This is a genomic window from Streptomyces sp. NPDC048751 (assembly GCF_043198595.1).
Taxonomy (GTDB): domain Bacteria; phylum Actinomycetota; class Actinomycetes; order Streptomycetales; family Streptomycetaceae; genus Streptomyces.
On record NZ_JBICUX010000007.1, the window covers coordinates 90,365 to 110,562 of the forward strand.

Here is a 20,198-nt window from a genome sequence, read left to right on the forward strand (position 1 = left end):
TGTCGTACGTCGTCACGCGCCCCGCACCGTCACCGGCCGCCTCCTCCCATCGCCTCGCCCGCGAGCCCGATCACCACGGGCAGGACGCCGACCGCGATGAAGGCGGGCAGGAAGCACAGCCCGACCGGCGCGGTGACCATGACTGCGGCCCGGCGTGCCCGTACCGTCGCGGTGCGGGCCCAGTCGGCACGGGCGTCCGCGGCCAGCCGGGCGACCGGTCCGGCCGCCGGTAACCCGGACACGTCGGCCCTCTCCAGCAGCCGCGCCAGCGCCCCCGCGCCCGGTATCGAGGCCAACCTCCGCCATGCCTCGCCGGGTTCGCCCCCGAGCCGGACCTCCGCCGCCCCGCGCGCCAGTCCCTCCCCCACGGGGCCTCCCAGGGCCTCTCCGACGGCCTGCGCCGCGATCACCGGTCCGGCGCCGGCGGCGATGCAGGCGGCCAGCAGATCGGCCGCCAGCGGGAGGTGCCGGGACGCGTCCCCGCCCTCGGCCTCACCGGCGAACCCGGCGGTCCGCCGCTTCAGCCGCCACCGCCACAGCCCCGCCGCGACGGCCATCCCCACCACGACACCGGCCACGCCTCCGACCATGACCCACCCGGCGACCGCGACCCCCGCCGGCGGCAACCACCGCCGGGCAGCGCTCCTCACCTCGAAGCGGGGCTTGGCGACGACGGCTTCCAGGGCGAGCAGCGCGGCCAACCGGTGCCTTGCCCTGCGCCGCTGTCGGACCGCCGCCGACCACCGCGCCGACCATCCGAGGAGGAGTACCGCCCCCACCGCCACCCACAGCCTGTGGACAACTTCCGCGCTCACGCCGCCACCTCCGCTCCCCGCACGATCCGCAGCGCCCACCACAGCCCCGCGCCCTCCAAGAGACCGCCGACGAGCAGGCAGCCGAGTCCCGCCCCGGTGTGCAGCAGGACGTGCAACGGGTCGGCACCCATCGCGGTGCCGAGCACGAGGCCCAGGGCCGGCAGACCGGCGAGCATGACCGCTGTCGAGCGGGCGCCCGCCAACTGCGCCCGTAGATCGGCGCGTTGGTCGCGTTCGGTACGCAACGCCCCTTCGAGCCGGTCGAGTCCGGCGGCGAGGCCCGCACCCTGGTCCACGGCGACGCGCCAGCACGCGGCGAGCCCCCGCAGCCCCTCGGCCCCTGGCTGCCGTGCCGCGGACGCCAGGGCTCCGGGTACGTCCCCGCCGAACCGCGCGGCCGCCAGCACCGCTGCCTGGGCGTCGCCGAGCCCCCTGGAGTCCCGTGCGGCCCGCAGCAGGGCCTCTCCCGGCTGCCGTCCGGCGCGTACCTCCCCGGCGAGCGCCGCACACAGCGCGATGACCGCGTCCCCTCGGCGCTCCCGCGTGTGCCGGGCCTCCCTGGCGAGCCGTACCCGTCGCAGCAGTGGCACTCCGGCGGCCCCCGCGACGACCGGCAGCACCGAGGCGCCCAGCACGGCCAGCGCCAGCCCGGCGGCCAACGACCACCACTCGACCCGCCAATGGCCCCGGGCCCACCGCAGTTCGTGGGCGAGCCGTTGCCAGGAGGGTGGCCCCGTGGCCACCGCTCCACCGCCCGCGAGCAGGAACCGGGCCCGCCGCGCACCGGAGTCCCACCCACGGAACAACCAGGCCGCCGCCCCGGCACAAGCCACGACCGCCCCCCACTGGATCTCGCCCGTCACCCGGCACCTCCTTCGCTCCCCAGCAGCTCCCGCAGCCGCTCCCACCCGCGCTCGTGGGCGAACGCCTCCGCGCCCCACCGCAGCGCGGGCACGGTCCGTACCAGTCCCGACGGGTCCCGCTCCAGCACATGCACCTCGGCGATCCGCCGCCGCCCGGTCCGGTCGCGCACCAGGTGGAGGACGACCGACAGCGCGGCCGCCAACTGGCTGTGCAGCGCCGCCCGGTCCAGCCCGGCCGCCGTACCGAGCGCTTCCAGCCGGGCCGGTACGTCCGCGGCCGCGTTGGCGTGGACGGTCCCGCAGCCGCCCTCGTGACCGGTGTTCAACGCGGCCAGCAGATGGACCACTTCGGGCCCGCGGACCTCGCCGACGACGAGCCGGTCCGGCCGCATGCGCAGCGCCTGGCGCACCAGGTCCTCGAGCGTGACGAGGCCAGCACCCTCCTGGTTGGCGGGTCTGGTCTCCAGCCGGACGACGTGCGGGTGGTCCGGCCGCAGCTCCGCCGAGTCCTCCGCCAGCACGATCCGCTCGCCCGGTCCCACCGATCCGAGCAACGCGCTCAGCAGGGTCGTCTTGCCGCTCCCCGTGCCTCCGCTCACGAGGAACGACAACCGTGCCCGCACCAGGGCCCGCAGAAGACGGTCCCCGCCCGGCGGCACCGTGCCCGCCGCCACCATTTCGTCGAGCGTGAACGCGCGCGGTCGTACGACGCGCAGGGAGAGGCAGGTGCAGCCGACGGCGACCGGGGGCAGCACGGCGTGCAGCCGGGTCCCGTCGGGCAGCCGGGCGTCGACCCAGGGCCTGGCGTCGTCCAGGCGCCGTCCGGCCACCGCGGCCAGACGCTGCGCGAGACGTCGTACGGCCGCCGCGTCCGGGAAGGACACCTCGGTCAGCTCCAGGCCACCGCCCCGGTCCACCCAGACCCGGTCCGGGGCCGACACCAGCACGTCGGTCACCGAGGGATCCGTGAGCAACGGCTCCAGCGGACCACTGCCGACCAGCTCGGAACGCAACCGCTCGGCCGCGCCGAGGACTTCCGCGTCGCCGAGGACCCGCCCCTGTTCCCGCAGCGCCTGCGCCACCCGCGCGGGTGTGGGCTCGGCCCCGCTCTCGGCGAGCCACTGCCGCACACCGTCGAGCAGACCACCGACGCCCGCCGCATCAACGCCGGCCGGCGCGCTCATACGCCACCCGCCTCGACGAGCGCCCGCTCCCAGAACTCCTTGCAGAAGCGGGCCAGCGGGCCGCGCGCGGCCGCGCCGGGCGGTGACTTGCCCTCGTTCGGGCGCAGCAGTCCCGACTCGACGGGCACCTCACCGGCCAGCGGCAGTCGGAGCAGTCGGGCGACCTCGCGGTCGTCGAGTCCGGGCGTGTACGGCCCCCGTACCGCCACGCGCAGGTCGCGCAGCACCATGCCGACGGCGGAGGCCACCCGGCCCGCCGCCGCGACGGCGCGCAGCTCCGCCGGGACGACGAGGAGGCCGAGGTCGAGTTGGGAGAGGGCCTCGGCGACGCCGTCGTCGACTCGGCGGGGAAGATCCACGACTACCGTGCCGCCCCGACGCCGGGCGGCGGCGAGCACCGCACGGACGGCCTGGGGCGGGATGGCGACGCAGTCGCCGCGGTCCCAGCTGAGCACCCGCAGAGCGTGCAGCTTCGGCAGCGACTCCTCCAGGGCGCCGCCGCCGACCCGCCCGCGCGAGGCGGCGAAAGCGGGCCAGCGCAGGCCCTCGACGGTCTCACCGCCGAGGAGTACGTCGAGTCCGCCGCCCAGCGGATCGGCGTCCACGAGCAGGGTGCGCAGTCCCTCCCGCGCGGAGGTGACGGCGAGGGCGCACGCGAGCGTGGACGCTCCCCCGCCGCCGCGCCCGCCGATGACGCCGACGGTGAGCGCGGGCCGGCCGACCCCCTCGGCGACGTCGGCGATCCGGTCGACCAGCCACTGCTCCCCGTCGGGAAGCACCAGGACGTGGTCGGCGCCGATCTCTACGGCCCGCCGCCACACCCCTGAGTCGTCCTGATCCCGCCCGACCAGCACCACTCCGCGTCGGCGCGCCGCTCCACGCACGCGTGGCGCGGCGTCGTCGCCGACGAGGACGAGCGGTGCTGCCTCCCAGCTGCCCCGGCGCTCCGGCACCCCGTGGTGCACCTCCGGTGTGGCGCCGGCCGCGGCGCACAGGCGCAGCAGATCGTCGAGGAGGTCGGTGTCCTCGGTGACGATCAGCGGCCTTCCCTGCCGCCCTCCGGTCGTGGGCGGCGGGTCGTGCGTGATGGTTCCGGCCACGGTTTCCATCCCCCTTCACTGCGTCTCGCGCAGCCTCTACGGCCCCGCGATTTCCCGAACCTGTGGAGAACCGGCAACGGGCCTCCTCTGAACGGCCGACAGAAACCGGCCAAACGCGCCCGACAAACCGAACCCGGCCATGAACTCGCCGCGAGCGGGACGCGTTGGAATCACGGTGCAGCGATCCCGGAAATGTTGTGGATCTTGGTCGATAACTGTGGACAACCAGCGGCCTGTGAATATCTCCGTCACCCGAACCGGTGATGCCCGCACCATCCCCTGTGCGACTTCCGCAGAGCAGTCCGACCGCTACCTACCGTGACAGGTCGTGAACATGCGAAAGAGGCGGCCGCAGCCGCCTCGACACGGCACCGCGGCCGCGAGAACAAGGGAAAAACCCACCCGGACATGCGACGACCCCCGCCGGGGGGGAGAGCGGGGGTCGTCTCCACGGCCGACTCGGGGGGGGAGGAGTCGGGCCGGGTTAGCACGGTCGCGAACGATCCGTGACTTCCATGGTGTACCCGAGAGGCCTCTCAGGCAAACCCACGCGGCCACCTTACGCCGAATGGGCTGCACCTATGCTCAAGGGCGTGGAAAACCACTCCTTGCCCCGCACAGCGGCCTTCTTTGACCTGGACAAGACGGTCATTGCGAAGTCGAGCACGCTCACCTTCAGTAAGTCCTTCTACCAAGGCGGACTGATCAACCGCAGGGCGGCCTTGCGCACCGCGTACGCCCAGTTCGTCTTCCTCGTGGGCGGCTTGGACCACGACCAGATGGAGCGGATGCGCGAGTACCTGTCCTCCCTGTGTCGCGGATGGAACGTCCAGCAGGTCAAGGACCTCGTCGCCGAGACCCTGCACGACCTGATCGACCCGATCATCTACGACGAGGCGGCCTCCCTGATCGAGGAGCACCACGCCGCCGGACACGACGTCGTGATCGTGTCCACATCGGGCGCCGAGGTGGTCGAGCCGATTGGCGAGCTGCTCGGCGCGGACCGCGTGGTGGCCACCCGGATGGTCGTGGGCGACGACGGCTGCTTCACCGGAGAGGTGGAGTACTACGCGTACGGCCCGACCAAGGCCGAGGCGATAGAGGAACTGGCCGCGTCCGAGGGATACGACCTCTCCCGCTGCTACGCCTACAGCGACTCGGCGACGGATCTGCCGATGCTGCGAGCCGTCGGGAACCCGCACGCCGTCAACCCGGACCGCGCACTGCGGCGCGAAGCCCTCGCGCGCGGGTGGCCGATCCTGGACTTCCACCGGCCGGTGCGACTGAAGAAGCGCCTTCCCACGTTCTCCGTGCCGCCCCGGCCGACGCTCGTCGCGGCCGCCGCCATAGGAGCCGCGGCCGCCACCGCGGGACTCGTCTGGTACGCCAGCCGCCGCCGCGCGACGGTCGCCTGACCTGCGTTTTCACCAGCCCCCGACATTAACGCCCGTTTATTGTCTGTTTGAGAGTAAAAGTAAAGAAGTGCAGCCAGGGCTTCCGGTTGTCCGGGTACTGGAGTACAAAGGACTCAACGGCCCGCGAGACCAAGGACATCCGAGAGGATCACCTTAATAACGCATTTGGCCCCACGGACCGAGCATGGACATCGAGCACCCACGCGACGTCGACCCGTCGATTACGGGCCAGCCGCACCAGGTGACGGGCCAAGTTCCCGACCTGATGGGCAATACATCGAGGACGCTTGGTAACCCGGTGAACATGCCAGCGGCGGTACGAACTCTCGTACCGCCGCAACCCTTTATGAAGCCCCTTCGGGGGCTTTTTCACGTGGGAGCCACCTCGCGTTACGCCGCCCCGCGCTGCAGCGCCTCGCACACCGCGGTCGACTCACGGGCCCCCAGCTCGACCGCCCTGCCGCAGTGGGTGATCCACGCCGCCATCCCCTCCGGAGTGCCGGAGACATAGCCCTCCAGCGCCCCCAGGTAGGCCGCGCGGCCCAGTGTGGCGTGTCCGACCTCCGCAGGACAGATGGACTTCGGGTCGAGGCCGCTGCCGATCAGCACGATGCGCTCGGCGGTGCGCGCGACCAGGCCGTTGTGGGAGGTGAAGGGGCGCAGCGCCAGGAGCTCGCCGTGCACGACGGCGGCCGTCACCAGGGCGGGCGCGGCGCTGCCGGCGATGACCAGCTCGGACAGCCCGTCCAGGCGTCCGGAGACCTCGTCGGCGCTCGGCAGCGGCAGCTCGATCAGCGGCTCGTCGACGCTCTCGCCCGCCTGACGCGGCCGCCCCACGTCGTCACCGGGGGTCGCGGCGGCCACCAGGTGCAGCCGGGCGAGCACCCGCAGGGGGGATTGCCGCCAGATGGACAGCAGCTGGCCTGCCTCGGCGGTCAGCCGCAGGGCGGAGCCCACCACGCGCGCCTCGTCGTCGGCGCCGAAGTCGGTGCGTCGGCGCACCTCTTCCAGGGCCCAGTCCGCGCCGGACAGCGCCGCCGAGCCGCGCGCGCCGCGCAGGGCCGCCTCTGAGGTGATCGCCGTGCTGCGGCGCCGCATGATCCGGTGCCCGTAGACCCGGTCCACAGCCTTGCGCACGGACTCCACGGACTCGGCCACGCCGGGCAGTGAACCCAGGGCCGCGAGCGGATCGGCGGTCGCGCCTGTCGTACTCATGAGTACGACACTACGCACCATGGGACCCGACCCCACGAGGGAGTGGTCTTCTTCACCACGCCTGCCACATACAGCTATGGCGCCACTACCCTTGGTGCATCGCCTTCCTCGGATCCGGCCCTGGGGCAACGAGCGCACCGGGGTCGACCTGGCGGCTAAGGTCGACCCCGTGTTCACGCTCGGCGAGAGCGTCGCCGCCTCGGTCTGAAGGCGTCACCCCCTCCGTCTGAGGGCTCCTGACCGCCGGCGCCCCCGGCGCGCCCCTCGGGGCCGGGGCCGGGCGGCCCGACAGGAAGGCCGCCCAGCCCTGCTTCGGGGACTCGCCGACGTCCAGCGTGCGCAGTCGCGCCAGCGTCCGCGGGTCCTGGGCGTCCAGCCAGTCGGCAAGTTGCCGGAAGGAGACGCACCGCACCTCCGGCTTGGTGCAGACGGACTCGACGACCTCCTGGACGGCACGCATGTAGGTGCCGCCGTTCCAGGACTCGAAGTGGTTGCCGATGATCAGGGGCGCGCGGTTTCCGTCGTACGCCCGCCGGAAGCCCCGCAGCAGACCGTCCCGCATCTGGTCGCCCCAGAACGCGCGTTTGGCCGGGTTGCCCTGGGTCGTGGTGCCGGACTGGTTGACCATGAAGTTGTAGTCCATGGTGAGTTGCTCGTAGGAGTGGCCGGGGAAGGGCACGAGCTGCATGGACAGATCCCACAGGCCGTCCTTCTTCTCCGGCCAGACCTGGTCGTTCACTCCGCTGGAGTCATAGCGAAAGCCCAGGTCGCGGGCGGCCTTCATGAAGTTCTTCTGGCCCTCCAGGCACGGGGTGCGGGCGCCGACGAGCTCCTTGTCGTAGTCGAAGGGGAGCGGGGCCGCCTGCTTCATCCCGGCGTTGGTCTTCCAGGACTTCACGAACTGCTTCGCCTGGGCGATCTCCTCCTTCCACTCCTCGACCGACCACTCGCCGACCCCGCCGTTCCCGCCGCAGAAGTGGCCGTTGAAGTGCGTACCGATCTCGTTGCCCTCCCACCACGCCAGGCGCAGCTGCTTCACGGTGTCGGCGATGCCCTGCTCGTCGTTGAAGCCGATCTCGGAGCGGCCCGGTGAGTGCTGCGGCGGCTTGTAGAGGTCGCGCTTCTCCTCCGGCAGCATGTACACACCGCTGAGGAAGTACGTCATGGTGGCGTGGTTGGCCCTGGCCACCTTGCGGAAGTGGGAGAACAGCTTCTGGCTGTCCTCGCCCGCGCCGTCCCAGGAGAACACCACGAACTGCGGGGGCCTCTCGCCGGCCTTGAGACGCTCCGGTCTGGGCAGGTGGGGCTGGGCTCCGGTGTAGGCGGTGGAGCCGTCGCCGATGAGCCGGACCACGCTCTTGGGCGCCGGGGCCTGCTTCGCCTTCCCCGGTCCGAGCGCCCCCTCCTCGGCGTCACGGGAAGCGCCGGCACCCGTCGTGCACCCGGCGAGCGACACGGCGACGGCCGCGACCACGGCACCCGCGGCGATTCTCTGGTTGGCGGCCATGTCCGCCCACCTACTTCCTTCTCTCAGACCGACGCCGACCAGGGCGCTTTCTGGTGATGTGCCGGAATGACCGGACAGCGCCGCCAAGGTCGCACGGAGCCGAGAAGGAATTAGTACGACAAGCCGATCAAATACTCAGTTCACTCATCGGGGTGATTGCTTACCCCATTTGCCCGTAATGCTCATGCTTGGCCTTTACTTTGCATTACGATTCATTTACCGAGAGTTGAATCATCCCGCCGCTGTACGCCGTGACCCACGGCCGCGACCCGCCCGCCGTCGAGCGGGCACCACCACTTCCGCGACCGCGCTGCCCCGGAGGAGACGGGAAACATGTCAGCTTGCGCACCCACCTGCCCGACCGACTCGACTCACACCGAACCTGTCGGCCGACCCCCTGGCCCGCCACCGCCCCAGCGGCGCCGTTTCCGTGTCGAGGGCGCCGACGTGTCGGCGTCCGTCGCGGTCTTCCTGATCGCGCTGCCCCTGTCCCTCGGCATCGCCCTCGCCACCGGCGCGCCTCTCCAGGCGGGCCTCGTGGCCGCGGCCGTCGGCGGCATCGTCGCCGGACGGCTCGGCGGCTGCCCCCTCCAGGTCAGCGGACCGGCCGCCGGGCTCACCGTGGTCACCGCCGACCTCATTCACCGCTACGGATGGCGTACGACCTGCGCCATCACCGTCCTCGCCGGACTCGCCCAACTCGGCCTGGGGTGCCTGCGTGTGGCCCGCGCCGCGCTCGCCGTCAGCCCCGCCATCGTGCACGGCATGCTCGCCGGCATCGGCGTCACCATCGCCGTCGCGCAGTTGCACATCGTCCTCGGCGGCAAACCGCAGAGCTCTGTCCTCGCCAACGTCCAGGCGCTGCCCGCCCAGTTGGCCGACCTGCACCCGGCGGCCATGGTCACGAGCGCCCTCACTCTGAGCGTGCTGCTGCTCTGGCCCAGGATCCCGGGCCGGGCCGGGCGCGTGCTGCGCACGGTGCCGACCCCGCTCGTCGCCGTGGCCGCGGCCACCATGACCGCCGCACTGGCCGGGCTGACACTGCCCAAGGTCGACCTGCCGTCGTGGAGCAGCCATGCGCTGGCCGGGCTTCCCGAGGGGCCGACGGCCGGCCTCGTCGCCGCCGTCCTCACCACCACCCTGGTGTGCAGCGTGCAGTCGCTGCTCGGCGCGGTCGCCGTGGACAAGCTGGTCGCCGGACGCCCCGGACTGTCGGCCCGCGTCGGACGCTCCCGCCTCGACCGCGAACTCCTCGGACAGGGCGCCGCCAACGTCGTCTCCGGCGCGCTCGGCGGACTGCCCGTCGCCGGTGTGGCCGTGCGGAGTTCGGCGAATGTACGAGCCGGTGCCGTGAGCCGGAACTCCACGATGTTGCACGGCGTTCTCGTAGTAGTCGCCGCGCTGCTGATGGTCCCGCTCCTGGAGCTCATCCCGCTCGCCTCGCTCGCCGCCCTGGTGATGGCCGTCGGCATCCAGATGGTGTCCCTGCACCACATCCGCACGGTGACCCGCCACCGCGAAGTACTGGTGTACGCCGTCACCACACTCGGGGTGGTCCTGCTCGGCGTCCTGGAGGGCGTGGCGCTGGGAATCGCCGCCGCCGTCGCCGTCGCCCTGCACCGCCTCACCCGCACCCGGATCACACACGACGAGAAGGAAGGAGTCCATCACGTACATGTACGAGGACAGCTGACGTTCCTCGCGGTGCCCCGGCTCAGCAGGGCCCTGCATCTCGTACCCCAAGGGGCCCGTGCCGTCGTCGAGTTGGACGGGTCCTTCATGGACCACGCGGCGTACGAGTCACTGCAGGACTGGCAGAAGACGCACACCGCGCAGGGCGGCTCGGTGGAGCTGACCGGCCGCCGCGCCGGCATCAGGATCGCCGAGCCGGGAATTCTCGCCGACCTCCACGCCGAGGACGGGACCACTGGGCCGACGTCCTCCGCCGAGTGCCGCTGCCGACCTTGGACGGCCTGGCGCAACCACCAGTGCGAGCGTCCACCGTCCGCAGCGACACCCGACCAGGACGGACACCTTGGCGCCCGGCCCGGAGACTCACCGGAAGGACAAGCGACCGGACGAGCGACCAGACAAGCGAAAGAACCAGCGGCCGACGACACGAACGGCCGACTCGACGCCCACCCCACCACCGCCACCACGGCACCGCGCGACACCGGCACCGGCCCCGGCACCGGCACCAGCCCCGGCGCAGACAGCAGCACAGGAACCAGCAACACAGACATCGGTGCCGGCGGCACAGCCCCCGGCACCACCACCGCCCCCGGCACCCTCACCGGCAGCCACCAACTCCTCCGCGGCATCAGCGCCTTCCAGCGCAACACCGCGCCCCACGTGCGGGGCGAGTTGGCCCGGCTGGCCCGGGAGGGGCAGCGGCCGGCCCAGCTCTTCCTCACCTGTGCCGACTCGCGCCTGGTCACCTCGATGATCACCTCCAGTGGTCCCGGCGATCTGTTCGTGGTGCGCAATGTGGGCAACCTCGTGCCGCTGCCCGGTGAGGAGAGCGGGGACGACTCGGTGGCGGCCGCGATCGAGTACGCGGTGGACGTGCTGCACGTACGGTCCATCACGGTGTGCGGCCACTCCGGGTGCGGGGCCATGCAGGCACTGCTCAACGCCGAGCCGGGCGGTGCCCGGACCCCGCTCCAGCGGTGGCTGCGGCACGGGGTTCCCAGCCTGGAGCGGATGGCCGACGACGGACGACCGTGGGCACGCCTGACCGGGCGGGCGTCCGCCGACACGGTCGAGCAGCTGTGCCTGACCAACGTGGTCCAGCAGTTGGAGCACCTGCGGGCGCACGAGTCGGTGAGCCGCGCCCTGGGCGCGGGGGCGCTGGAGCTCCACGGGATGTACTTCCACGTGGGCGAGGCGCAGGCGTATCTGCTCACGGAGGTGGAGGGCGAGGCAGTGTTCGAGCACGTGCGAGAGGTGGAGGCGGGCCTGTCCGCCTGAGCCGGTCCCCGTGAGAGGCGGCCCCCAGGGTGAGGGGGCCGCGCTCCGGGTCAGGACCAGGAGGCTTCCGGGGGACGGCCGCCACCCCCGAGACACGCGTCACTGCGTCAACATGGCGCCGTTGGAACCCTTCGAAGAGCTGTGGGTCGCGTGCCGCCTCAGTCGGCCCGCCGCGTATCCGTCCGCTCCCCGGCCCCTCTCCTTGACGGTCGCGTGGGTGGCGCTTCACCTGTCCTTGGGCCGGGATGTGAGAGGCGTTACAGGCGATGAACTGTGGGACGCCACCGCCCGTGGGAAGGGATGACCCGAAACCCCGCCCACAGGTCTAAACCAATTTTCCATCGGCCCTTGTCACTGGGCCCCTGGGTCTGATGAGCTGTGGCCTGGGACACAACGGACACCCTTCGAAAGGGAGATGTCGTGAGCAACGAAAGCCTGGCCAACCTGCTCAAGGAAGAGCGCAGGTTCGCGCCCCCCGCCGAGCTGGCCGCGGACGCCAACGTCACGGCGGAGGCGTATGAACAGGCCAAGGCTGACAGGCTCGGCTTCTGGGCCGAGCAGGCCCGCCGGCTGACCTGGGCCAAGGAGCCGAGCGAGACGCTGGACTGGTCGAACCCGCCGTTCGCCAAGTGGTTCAAGGACGGCACGCTGAACGTGGCGTACAACTGCGTGGACCGGCATGTCGAGGCCGGGCACGGCGACCGGGTCGCCATCCACTTCGAGGGCGAGCCCGGTGACGGCCGCGCCATCACCTACGCCGAGCTCAAGGACGAGGTCTCCAAGGCCGCGAACGCCCTGCTGGAGCTGGGAGTTCGGGCGGGCGACCGGGTCGCCGTCTACATGCCGATGATCCCCGAGACCGCGATCGCGATGCTGGCCTGCGCCCGTATCGGTGCCGCGCACTCGGTCGTCTTCGGCGGCTTCTCGGCGGACGCGCTCGCCACGCGCATCCAGGACGCCGACGCCAAGGTCGTCATCACGTCCGACGGCGGCTGGCGGCGCGGCAAGCCGTCCGCGCTGAAGCCGGCCGTCGACGAGGCGATCACCAAGGTCGACAACGTCGAGCACGTGCTCGTGGTCCGCCGCACGGGCCAGGAGGTCGCCTGGAACGACGGGCGGGACGTGTGGTGGCACGAGATCGTCGAGCGGCAGTCCACCGAGCACACGCCGGAGGCGTTCGACGCCGAGCACCCGCTGTTCATCCTCTACACGTCCGGTACGACGGGTAAGCCGAAGGGCATCCTGCACACCTCCGGCGGCTACCTCACGCAGACCGCGTACACCCACCACGCCGTCTTCGACCTCAAGCCGGAGACGGACGTGTACTGGTGCACCGCCGACGTCGGCTGGGTCACCGGGCATTCGTACATCGTGTACGGGCCGCTGGCCAACGGCGCGACCCAGGTCATGTACGAGGGCACGCCGGACACCCCGCACCAGGGCAGGTTCTGGGAGATCGTGCAGAAGTACGGGGTGACGATCCTGTACACGGCGCCCACGGCCATCCGTACGTTCATGAAGTGGGGCGACGACATCCCCGCGAAGTTCGACCTGTCCTCCCTCCGTGTCCTGGGGTCGGTCGGCGAGCCGATCAACCCGGAAGCCTGGATCTGGTATCGCAAGCACATCGGCGGGGACACGACCCCGATCGTCGACACCTGGTGGCAGACGGAGACCGGCGCGATGATGATCTCGCCGCTGCCCGGCGTCACCGCGACCAAGCCCGGCTCGGCGCAGACCCCGCTGCCCGGTATCTCCGCGACCGTCGTGGACGACGAGGCGAACGAGGTGCCCAACGGCGGTGGGGGCTACCTGGTCCTGACCGAGCCGTGGCCGTCGATGCTGCGCACCATCTGGGGCGACGACCAGCGCTTCCTCGACACCTACTGGTCGCGTTTCGAGGGCAAGTACTTCGCCGGTGACGGGGCGAAGAAGGACGACGACGGCGATGTCTGGCTGCTCGGGCGCGTCGACGACGTGATGCTCGTGTCGGGCCACAACATCTCCACCACCGAGGTCGAGTCGGCGCTCGTGTCCCACCCGTCGGTCGCCGAGGCGGCCGTGGTCGGCGCGGCGGACGAGACGACGGGGCAGGCGATCGTCGCCTTCGTGATCCTGCGCGGCACGGCGAACGCCGAGGACGAGCAGCTCGTCGCCCAGCTGCGCGACCACGTAGGCGCCACTCTCGGCCCGATCGCCAAGCCGAAGCGGGTCCTGCCGGTGGCGGAGCTGCCGAAGACCCGCTCCGGCAAGATCATGCGCCGTCTGCTCCGGGACGTCGCCGAGAACCGCCAGCTCGGGGACGTCACCACCCTGACCGACTCCACGGTCATGGACCTCATCCAGGCGAAGCTGCCCGCGGCGCCCAGCGAGGACTGAGAGAGGACTGAGATACGACGGAAGGGGCACCCGGCGACCAGTGCGCCGGGTGCCCTTTCGGCACCTAACGTAGGGATCGCCGGATTCCTCCCGGCGCCTGAAACCGCACACGTTAGGTAAGCTAACAAAACAGGTGCGCCGGGAAGTCTGGTCGGCATGTGTTCCGCCCTGCCCACCGACCGGAGGTCTCCCCCGTGACCGCGCCCCGCACCTCCACCCCCCGCAAGGTTCTCGACCGGCTGTCCCTGCCGGAGCGGACCTATGTCGCGGACGCGCTGCGCACCGAGACGGTCGGTGGTGTGCTGCTGCTCGTCGCCGCGATCGCCGCGCTGGTCTGGGCGAACGTACCGGCACTGCACGACAGTTACGAGAGCGTCAGCCACTACCACCTCGGCCCCGCCGCCCTCGGCCTGGACCTGTCGATCGCGCACTGGGCCGCCGACGGCTTCCTCGCCGTCTTCTTCTTCGTCGCCGGCATCGAGCTCAAGCGTGAACTGGTCGCCGGCGACCTCCGAGACCCCAGGGCCGCCGTGCTGCCGGTGGTGGCCGCCCTGTGCGGCATGGCCGTGCCGGCGCTCGTCTACACCCTCACCAACCTCACCGGCCACGGCTCCACCGACGGTTGGGCGGTGCCGACCGCCACGGACATCGCCTTCGCGCTCGCCGTGCTCGCCGTCATCGGGACGTCGCTGCCGAGCGCCCTGCGCGCCTTCCTGCTGACACTGGCCGTCGTCGACGACCTGTTCGCGATCCTGATCATCGCGGTCTTCTTCACCGACGACCTGAACTTCGCCGCGCTGGGCGGCGCGGTCCTCGGCCTCACCCTCTTCTGGCTGCTGCTGCGCAAGGGCGTACGCGGCTGGTACGTGTACGTCCCCCTCGCCCTGGTCATCTGGGGACTGATGTACAACAGCGGCATCCACGCGACCATCGCGGGCGTGGCCATGGGGCTGATGCTGCGCTGCACGACCCGTGAGAACGAGGAACACTCCCCCGGCGAGCGCATCGAGCACCTGGTGCGCCCCCTCTCCGCAGGCCTCGCCGTACCGCTGTTCGCGCTGTTCAGCGCGGGTGTCACCGTCTCCGGCAGCGCGCTCGGCGATGTGTTCACCCAGCCGGAGACCCTCGGAGTCGTGCTGGGGCTGGTCGTCGGCAAGACGATCGGCATCTTCGGCGGGACGTATCTGACCGCCCGCTTCACCAGTGCCTCGCTCAGCGACGACCTCGCCTGGGCCGACGTGTTCGCCGTCGCCTCCGTGGCCGGCATCGGCTTCACCGTCTCGCTGCTCATCGGCGAGCTCGCCTTCGAGGGCGACGCGGCGCTGACCGACGAGGTCAAGGCGTCCGTACTCCTGGGCTCCCTCATCGCGGCGATCCTCGCGACGGTCCTGCTGAAGCTGCGCAACGCCAAGTACCGCAGCCTGTTCGAGGCCGAGGAGCGCGACGAGGACCTCGACGGCATCCCGGACATCTACGAGCAGGACGACCCGGCGTACCACCTGCGGATGGCCGACATCCACGACCGCAAGGCCGCCGAACACCGCCGCATCGCCGAGCAGAAGGCCGCCGAGGCGGCCGGGCGGGAGGCTGCGACACGCCACGGGCTTGCCGAAGTACCGGGCGGGGCAGGCGAGGACAACGACGGTCCGGCATGATCTGACGGGACGGTACAAAGGACAGGACCGTTCAAACAGGCCGGTCGGACAGCAGTCGGACGGGCTGGGGTCAGGCAGAGTTCAGACGGAAGAGGGAGACACCGCGATGAGCGCACCCGACGGCAGCCCGGTCGGCGCCGAACGCAGCATCGGCCAGCTGTTCGCATCGGCGACGACCGAATTGTCGGCGCTGGTGCACGACGAGATCGCGCTGGCGAAGGCGCAGCTCAAGCAGGACGTCAAGCGCGGCGCGACGAGCGGCGGCGCGTTCTCGCTGGCCGGCGCGGTCCTGATCTTCTCCCTGCCGATGCTGAACTTCGCCCTGGCGTACGGCATCCGGACCTGGAGCGGCTGGAACCTCGCCGTCTGCTTCCTGCTGTCCTTCGCCGCCAACGTGCTCCTCGCGGGCCTGCTCGCCCTGATCGGCGTGGTGTTCGCGAAGAAGGCCAAGAAGAGCAAGGGTCCGCAGAAGGTCGCCGCGTCGATGAAGGAGTCGGCCGGCGTCCTGCAGAACGCCAAGCCGCACCCGCGTCCGGAGCTTCCCAAGGACCGCGTGCCGGAGGCCATCGAGGCTGTGGCACGCTCGTCGTCATGACGGACCCCGCCGCCCCTTCGGCGCAACCCGCTTCGGTCGTACGCCCGGACGGCCCCTGGACGCACCGGGAAGTCGCCGCGAACGGCGCCCGCTTCCACATCGCCGAGACGGGCGACGGGCCACTGGTGCTGCTCCTGCACGGCTTCCCGCAGTTCTGGTGGGCCTGGCGGCACCAGCTCGTGGCGCTCGCCGACGCGGGCTTCCGCGCCGTCGCCATGGATCTGCGGGGCGTCGGCGGGAGCGACCGCACCCCGCGCGGCTACGATCCCGCCAACCTCGCCCTCGACGTCACCGGCGTGATCCGCTCCCTCGGCGAGCCGGACGCCGCGCTGGTCGGCCACGACCTGGGCGGATACCTGGCGTGGACGGCGGCCGCGATGCGCCCCAAGCTCGTACGCCGGCTCGCGGTCGCCTCGATGCCGCACCCCCGGCGCTGGCGCTCGGCGATGCTCGCGGACGTCAAGCAGACGCGCGCCGGTTCCTACGTCTGGGGGTTCCAGCGGCCCTGGATCCCCGAGCGGCAGCTCACCGCCGACGACGGCGCGCTGGTGGGCCGGCTGATCAGGGAGTGGTCCGGGCCGCGCCTGCCGGACGACGAGGCGGTGGAGACGTACCAGCGGGCCATCTGCATCCCCTCCACGGCGCACTGCTCGGTCGAGCCGTACCGCTGGCTGGTCCGCTCGCTGGCGCGGCCCGACGGCATCCAGTTCAACCGGCGCATGAAGCGGCCGGTGCGGGTGCCTACGCTGCATCTGCACGGCTCGCTCGACCCCGTGATGCGCACGCGCAGCGCGGCCGGTTCCGGGGAGTACGTCGAAGCGCCGTACCGCTGGCGGTTGTTCGACGGGCTCGGACACTTCCCGCACGAGGAGGATCCGGTCGCTTTCTCCACCGAACTGATCAATTGGCTGAAGGATCCCGAACCCGATCGGTGACCGAATCGATGCGGCCGGTATCCACCACCTGAACACCTGTCCTACGAACAGCCAATTGCCTGGCGCATAGGCCAATTGGGGGGCGCGCGGGCGGTTATCGACCTTGGGGCCCGGGCAGACGTCCCGGTATGGGCTGGACGCACGACTACAGTGACGCAGCACGCAATCGCCGCTCGGCCTCAGGCCTGAGCTCCCACCAGCGAGGCGGTGCACCGCAAGAGGGCACGGACCTCAGGGTGGGCATCCCGCGCATCCTGCGCCGCCGGGCCCGTTGGGTCTCGGTCCGTCTGCGTCACCCTCGAGGCTGACGCCCCGCTCCTCTCCCGGCACGGAACCTTTCCCCGGCACGGAATTCAGAGGGCACAGCTGTCGCTGTCCACCTGCTGGTTCGCGGCACGCCCCTGGGTGATGGCCTGCTGGATCTCGTCCGCGGTGAGCGCGTAGCCGGTGTCGGCGTCGTCGAGGGACTTCGCGAAGACCACGCCGTACACCTTGCCGTCGGGCGTGAGCAGCGGGCCGCCGGAGTTGCCCTGGCGGACGATCGCGTACAGCGAGTAGACGTCACGGCGGACGGTTCCGCGGTGGTAGATGTCGGGTCCGTTGGCCGTGATGCGGCCACGCACGCGCGCGGCGCGGACGTCGTACGACCCGTTCTCCGGGAAGCCGGCCACGATGGCGCTGTCGCCGCTCGCCGCGTCCGTCGACGTGAAGTGCAGGGTCGGCGCTTTCAGGTTCGGTACGTCGAGTACCGCGATGTCGCGCTTCCAGTCGTAGAGGACGACGGTCGCGTCGTACTTCCTGCCCTCACCGCCTATCTGGACGGTGGGCTCGTCGACGCCGCCCACGACGTGCGCGTTGGTCATGACGCGGCGATCGCCGAAGACGAAGCCGGTGCCCTCCAGGACCTTGCCGCAGCTCTGGGCGGTGCCCATGACCTTGACGATGGAACGCTGGGCGCGGGTGGCCACGGGGCTGTTGGCGAGGGCCGGGTCGGGCGGCTGGACGTCCTTGATCGGCTCGTTGGAGAACGGGCTGAAGACCTGCGGGAAGCCGTTCTGGGCGAGGACGGAGGAGAAGTCCGCGAACCAGGTGTCGGCCTGGTTCGGCAGCGCGCGGGAGACGCCGAGCAGCACCTTGGAGCTGCGGACCTCCTTGCCGAGCGTCGGCAGGGTCGTGCCCGCGAGGGCGGAACCGATCAACCAGGCGACGAGCAGCATCGCGACGACGTTGACGAGGGCCCCGCCCGTGGCGTCCAGCGCACGGGCCGGGGACCAGGTGATGTACCGGCGCAGCTTGTTGCCGAGGTGGGTGGTCAGGGCCTGGCCGACCGAGGCGCAGACGATCACGACGACGACCGCGACGACGGCGGCGGTCGTGCTGACCTCGGCGTTCTCGGTCAGTGCGTCCCAGATCACGGGGAGTACGTAGACGGCGACGAGACCGCCGCCCAGGAAACCGGTCACCGACAGGATGCCGACGACGAAGCCCTGGCGGTAGCCGACGATCGCGAACCACACGGCGGCGACCAGCAACAGGATGTCCAGCACGTTCACCGCTTCAAGCCTCGCCTCATCATTTCGCGATCACCCGGTCGGGTCGGGGGTCCGGCGCGCCGCGCAGCGACACATCGGACACAGCGCTTCCCGGGTCGACACAGCACGGAGCTCACCCTGTCATGACCGCCAGTCGAGCGGGACCTGCTTGTCCCGGTCCCAGGGGCGTTCCCAGCCCGCGTAGTGCAGGAGTCTGTCGATCACTCCTGCCGTGAAGCCCCACACAAGGGCTGATTCGACCAGAAATGCCGGTCCTCGGTGGCCGCTGGGGTGGACGGTGGTGGCGCGGTTGGCGGGGTCCGTGAGATCCGCCACGGGGACCGTGAAGACTCGGGCGGTCTCGTTCGGGTCGACGACTCCGACGGGGCTGGGCTCGCGCCACCAGCCCAGCACCGGGGTGACGACGAAGCTGCTGACGGGGATGTACAGCTTGGGCAGCACACCGAAGAGCTGGACACCGGCCGGGTCGAGGCCGGTCTCCTCCTCGGCCTCGCGCAGGGCGGCCCGCAGCGGCCCGTCACCCTTGGGGTCCCCGTCCTCCGGGTCGAGGGCACCGCCGGGGAACGAGGGCTGACCGGCGTGCGAACGCAGCGATCCGGCGCGCTCCATGAGCAGCAGCTCGGGGCCGTACTCGCCCTCGCCGAAGAGGATGAGGACGGCCGACTGACGTCCGGCGCCGTTCGCCGGGGGCAGGAAGCGGCTCAGCTGGAGCGGCTCGACCGTCTCGACGGCCCGCACCACCGGGTCCAGCCAGGCAGGGAGCCCGTCCTTGCTGAGCGTCACCGGACCGCCCTGTGTATTGCTCGCGCGTGTCATCGCCACCCCCGTCGTCCTGCCGTACTCAACGCCCGACCTGCCCGAGATCGTTCCGCGGGGCCCGAACGTCCCGTCCGCGACCGTTTCGCCGGGCCCGCACGTCCCGTCATCCGGCCCCCAGCGGCGGCGCCGGTTTGCCGCCCGCGTCCAGGTACGCCTGCGGGGGCTTCAGGCGCTGGCCGGGGAAGCCGCCCTTTTCGTACTTGAGCAGCTTCTTCGCCTTCTCGGGGTCCGTCTCGCCCTCGCCGAACGCCGGGCAGAGCGGGGCGATGGGGCAGGCGCCGCAGGCGGGCTTGCGGGCGTGGCAGATACGGCGGCCGTGGAAGATCACGTGGTGCGAGAGCATCGTCCAGTCGCTCTTCGGGAAGAGCTCGCCGATCGCCGCCTCGATCTTGTCCGGCTCGGTCGCCTCGGTCCACCGCCACCGCCGCACCAGCCGCTGGAAGTGCGTGTCCACGGTGATGCCGGGGCGGCCGAACGCGTTGCCGAGGACGACGAAGGCGGTCTTGCGGCCGACGCCGGGCAGCTTGACGAGGTCCTCGAGACGGCCGGGCACCGTGCCGCCGAAGTCCTCGACCAGGGCCTTCGACAGGCCCATCACCGACTTGGTCTTGGCCCGGAAGAACCCGCACGGGCGCAGGATCTCCTCGACCTCCTCCGGGTTGGCGGCGGCCAGGTCCTCGGGGGTGGGGTACTTGGCGAAGAGGGCGGGGGTCGTCTGGTTGACCCTGAGGTCCGTGGTCTGCGCGGAGAGCACGGTGGCGACGACCAGCTGGAAGGGGTTCTCGAAGTCCAGCTCGGGGTGTGCGTACGGATAGACCTCGGCGAGCTCGCGGTTGATACGGCGTGCGCGGCGCACGAGGGCGGTGCGAGACTCGTCCTTGGGAGGCTTTCTGGCAGGGGCGACGGTCTTCTTCGCAGCCGCAACTCCGGGAGCGGCCTCCTTCGCAGCCGCAGCCCTCTTCGTCACCTTTGCCGTTTTCTTGCTGTCGCCGGAGGCTTGTTCGCCCACAGCGGAATCGCGACGTACAACCACCCGCGCAGCCCCCTTGGCCTGTGCTCTCACCGGCGATTTGGACACCCGGCCAGCCTAAAGCCAGGCACCGACATCCGCCCCGGACCCTGAAGATCGGCCCCCAATTGGACCCCTGCCGCTTACCCCGGGACACCTGTGCGGCATCCTTGTGACAGATCAC

General features: G+C 71.2%; 16 protein-coding genes. 7 read left to right on the forward strand and 9 right to left on the reverse strand.

The window, feature by feature from the left end; genetic code table 11:
• Nucleotides 1–29: 29 nt before the first annotated feature.
• From ACGFNV_RS22815 to ssd, 4 genes are read right to left on the reverse strand one after another with little or no spacing between them, the layout of a single operon-like run.
• Complete coding sequence (locus ACGFNV_RS22815) at nt 30–815, reverse strand: type II secretion system F family protein (RefSeq protein WP_393624808.1); 786 nt, start codon at nt 813–815, stop codon at nt 30–32.
• Complete coding sequence (locus tag ACGFNV_RS22820; protein ID WP_393624809.1) at nt 812–1,678, reverse strand: type II secretion system F family protein; 867 nt, start codon at nt 1,676–1,678, stop codon at nt 812–814. Before ACGFNV_RS22820 ends, ACGFNV_RS22815 begins: the two co-directional genes overlap by 4 nt.
• Nucleotides 1,675–2,862, reverse strand: coding sequence for a TadA family conjugal transfer-associated ATPase (locus tag ACGFNV_RS22825; protein WP_393624810.1), 1,188 nt, complete (start codon nt 2,860–2,862; stop codon nt 1,675–1,677). The genes ACGFNV_RS22820 and ACGFNV_RS22825 overlap by 4 nt, the downstream gene beginning before the upstream one ends.
• A complete protein-coding gene (gene ssd, locus ACGFNV_RS22830; protein WP_393624811.1) occupies nt 2,859–3,971 on the reverse strand; it encodes a septum site-determining protein Ssd in 1,113 nt (370 codons plus the stop codon). The genes ACGFNV_RS22825 and ssd overlap by 4 nt, the downstream gene beginning before the upstream one ends.
• Nucleotides 3,972–4,543: 572 nt before the next feature.
• On the opposite strand from ssd, the gene ACGFNV_RS22835 reads away from it, so the two are divergent.
• Nucleotides 4,544–5,377 (forward strand): HAD family hydrolase, encoded by an 834-nt coding sequence (locus tag ACGFNV_RS22835; protein ID WP_393624812.1) that lies wholly within the window; start codon nt 4,544–4,546, stop codon nt 5,375–5,377.
• 390 nt (nt 5,378–5,767) lie between these two features.
• On the opposite strand, the gene ACGFNV_RS22840 is transcribed toward ACGFNV_RS22835, so the two are convergent.
• Both ACGFNV_RS22840 and ACGFNV_RS22845 read right to left on the reverse strand, forming a co-directional pair.
• Nucleotides 5,768–6,592, reverse strand: a complete 825-nt coding sequence (locus ACGFNV_RS22840) for an oxidoreductase (RefSeq protein ID WP_393624813.1) — start codon at nt 6,590–6,592, stop codon at nt 5,768–5,770.
• Nucleotides 6,593–6,677: 85 nt separating this feature from the next.
• On the reverse strand, nt 6,678–8,099 hold the full coding sequence (locus ACGFNV_RS22845; protein WP_393624814.1) for a hypothetical protein: 1,422 nt from the start codon (nt 8,097–8,099) through the stop codon (nt 6,678–6,680).
• A 333-nt stretch (nt 8,100–8,432) separates the two neighbouring features.
• Between ACGFNV_RS22845 and ACGFNV_RS22850 the strand changes: the two genes are divergently transcribed.
• The 6 genes from ACGFNV_RS22850 to ACGFNV_RS22875 all read left to right on the forward strand — a co-directional run bounded on the left by ACGFNV_RS22850 (nt 8,433) and on the right by ACGFNV_RS22875 (nt 16,941).
• A complete protein-coding gene (locus ACGFNV_RS22850; RefSeq protein WP_393624815.1) occupies nt 8,433–11,069 on the forward strand; it encodes a bifunctional SulP family inorganic anion transporter/carbonic anhydrase in 2,637 nt (878 codons plus the stop codon).
• A 420-nt stretch (nt 11,070–11,489) separates the two neighbouring features.
• Complete coding sequence (gene acs / locus ACGFNV_RS22855; RefSeq protein WP_393624816.1) at nt 11,490–13,448, forward strand: acetate--CoA ligase; 1,959 nt, start codon at nt 11,490–11,492, stop codon at nt 13,446–13,448.
• Nucleotides 13,449–13,642: 194 nt separating this feature from the next.
• Nucleotides 13,643–15,103: a Na+/H+ antiporter NhaA gene (gene nhaA / locus ACGFNV_RS22860; RefSeq protein WP_393624817.1), complete on the forward strand. Its 1,461-nt coding sequence runs from the start codon at nt 13,643–13,645 to the stop codon at nt 15,101–15,103.
• Nucleotides 15,104–15,209: 106 nt separating this feature from the next.
• Complete coding sequence (locus ACGFNV_RS22865) at nt 15,210–15,698, forward strand: phage holin family protein (RefSeq protein WP_133928448.1); 489 nt, start codon at nt 15,210–15,212, stop codon at nt 15,696–15,698.
• Nucleotides 15,695–16,633 carry an alpha/beta fold hydrolase gene (locus ACGFNV_RS22870; protein WP_393624818.1) on the forward strand — a complete coding sequence of 313 codons (939 nt, stop codon included), beginning with the start codon at nt 15,695–15,697 and terminating at the stop codon, nt 16,631–16,633. Before ACGFNV_RS22865 ends, ACGFNV_RS22870 begins: the two co-directional genes overlap by 4 nt.
• Nucleotides 16,634–16,761: 128 nt before the next feature.
• A complete protein-coding gene (locus tag ACGFNV_RS22875) occupies nt 16,762–16,941 on the forward strand; it encodes a hypothetical protein (protein WP_133928446.1) in 180 nt (59 codons plus the stop codon).
• Nucleotides 16,942–16,986: 45 nt separating this feature from the next.
• On the opposite strand, the gene ACGFNV_RS22880 is transcribed toward ACGFNV_RS22875, so the two are convergent.
• The 3 genes from ACGFNV_RS22880 to nth all read right to left on the reverse strand — a co-directional run bounded on the left by ACGFNV_RS22880 (nt 16,987) and on the right by nth (nt 19,972).
• Nucleotides 16,987–18,186 (reverse strand): MarP family serine protease, encoded by a 1,200-nt coding sequence (locus ACGFNV_RS22880; RefSeq protein ID WP_393624819.1) that lies wholly within the window; start codon nt 18,184–18,186, stop codon nt 16,987–16,989.
• 120 nt (nt 18,187–18,306) lie between these two features.
• Nucleotides 18,307–19,002, reverse strand: a complete 696-nt coding sequence (locus ACGFNV_RS22885) for an NUDIX hydrolase (protein ID WP_393625180.1) — start codon at nt 19,000–19,002, stop codon at nt 18,307–18,309.
• A gap of 106 nt (nt 19,003–19,108) precedes the next feature.
• Nucleotides 19,109–19,972 (reverse strand): endonuclease III, encoded by an 864-nt coding sequence (nth, locus tag ACGFNV_RS22890; protein ID WP_393624820.1) that lies wholly within the window; start codon nt 19,970–19,972, stop codon nt 19,109–19,111.
• Nucleotides 19,973–20,198: the final 226 nt, after the last annotated feature.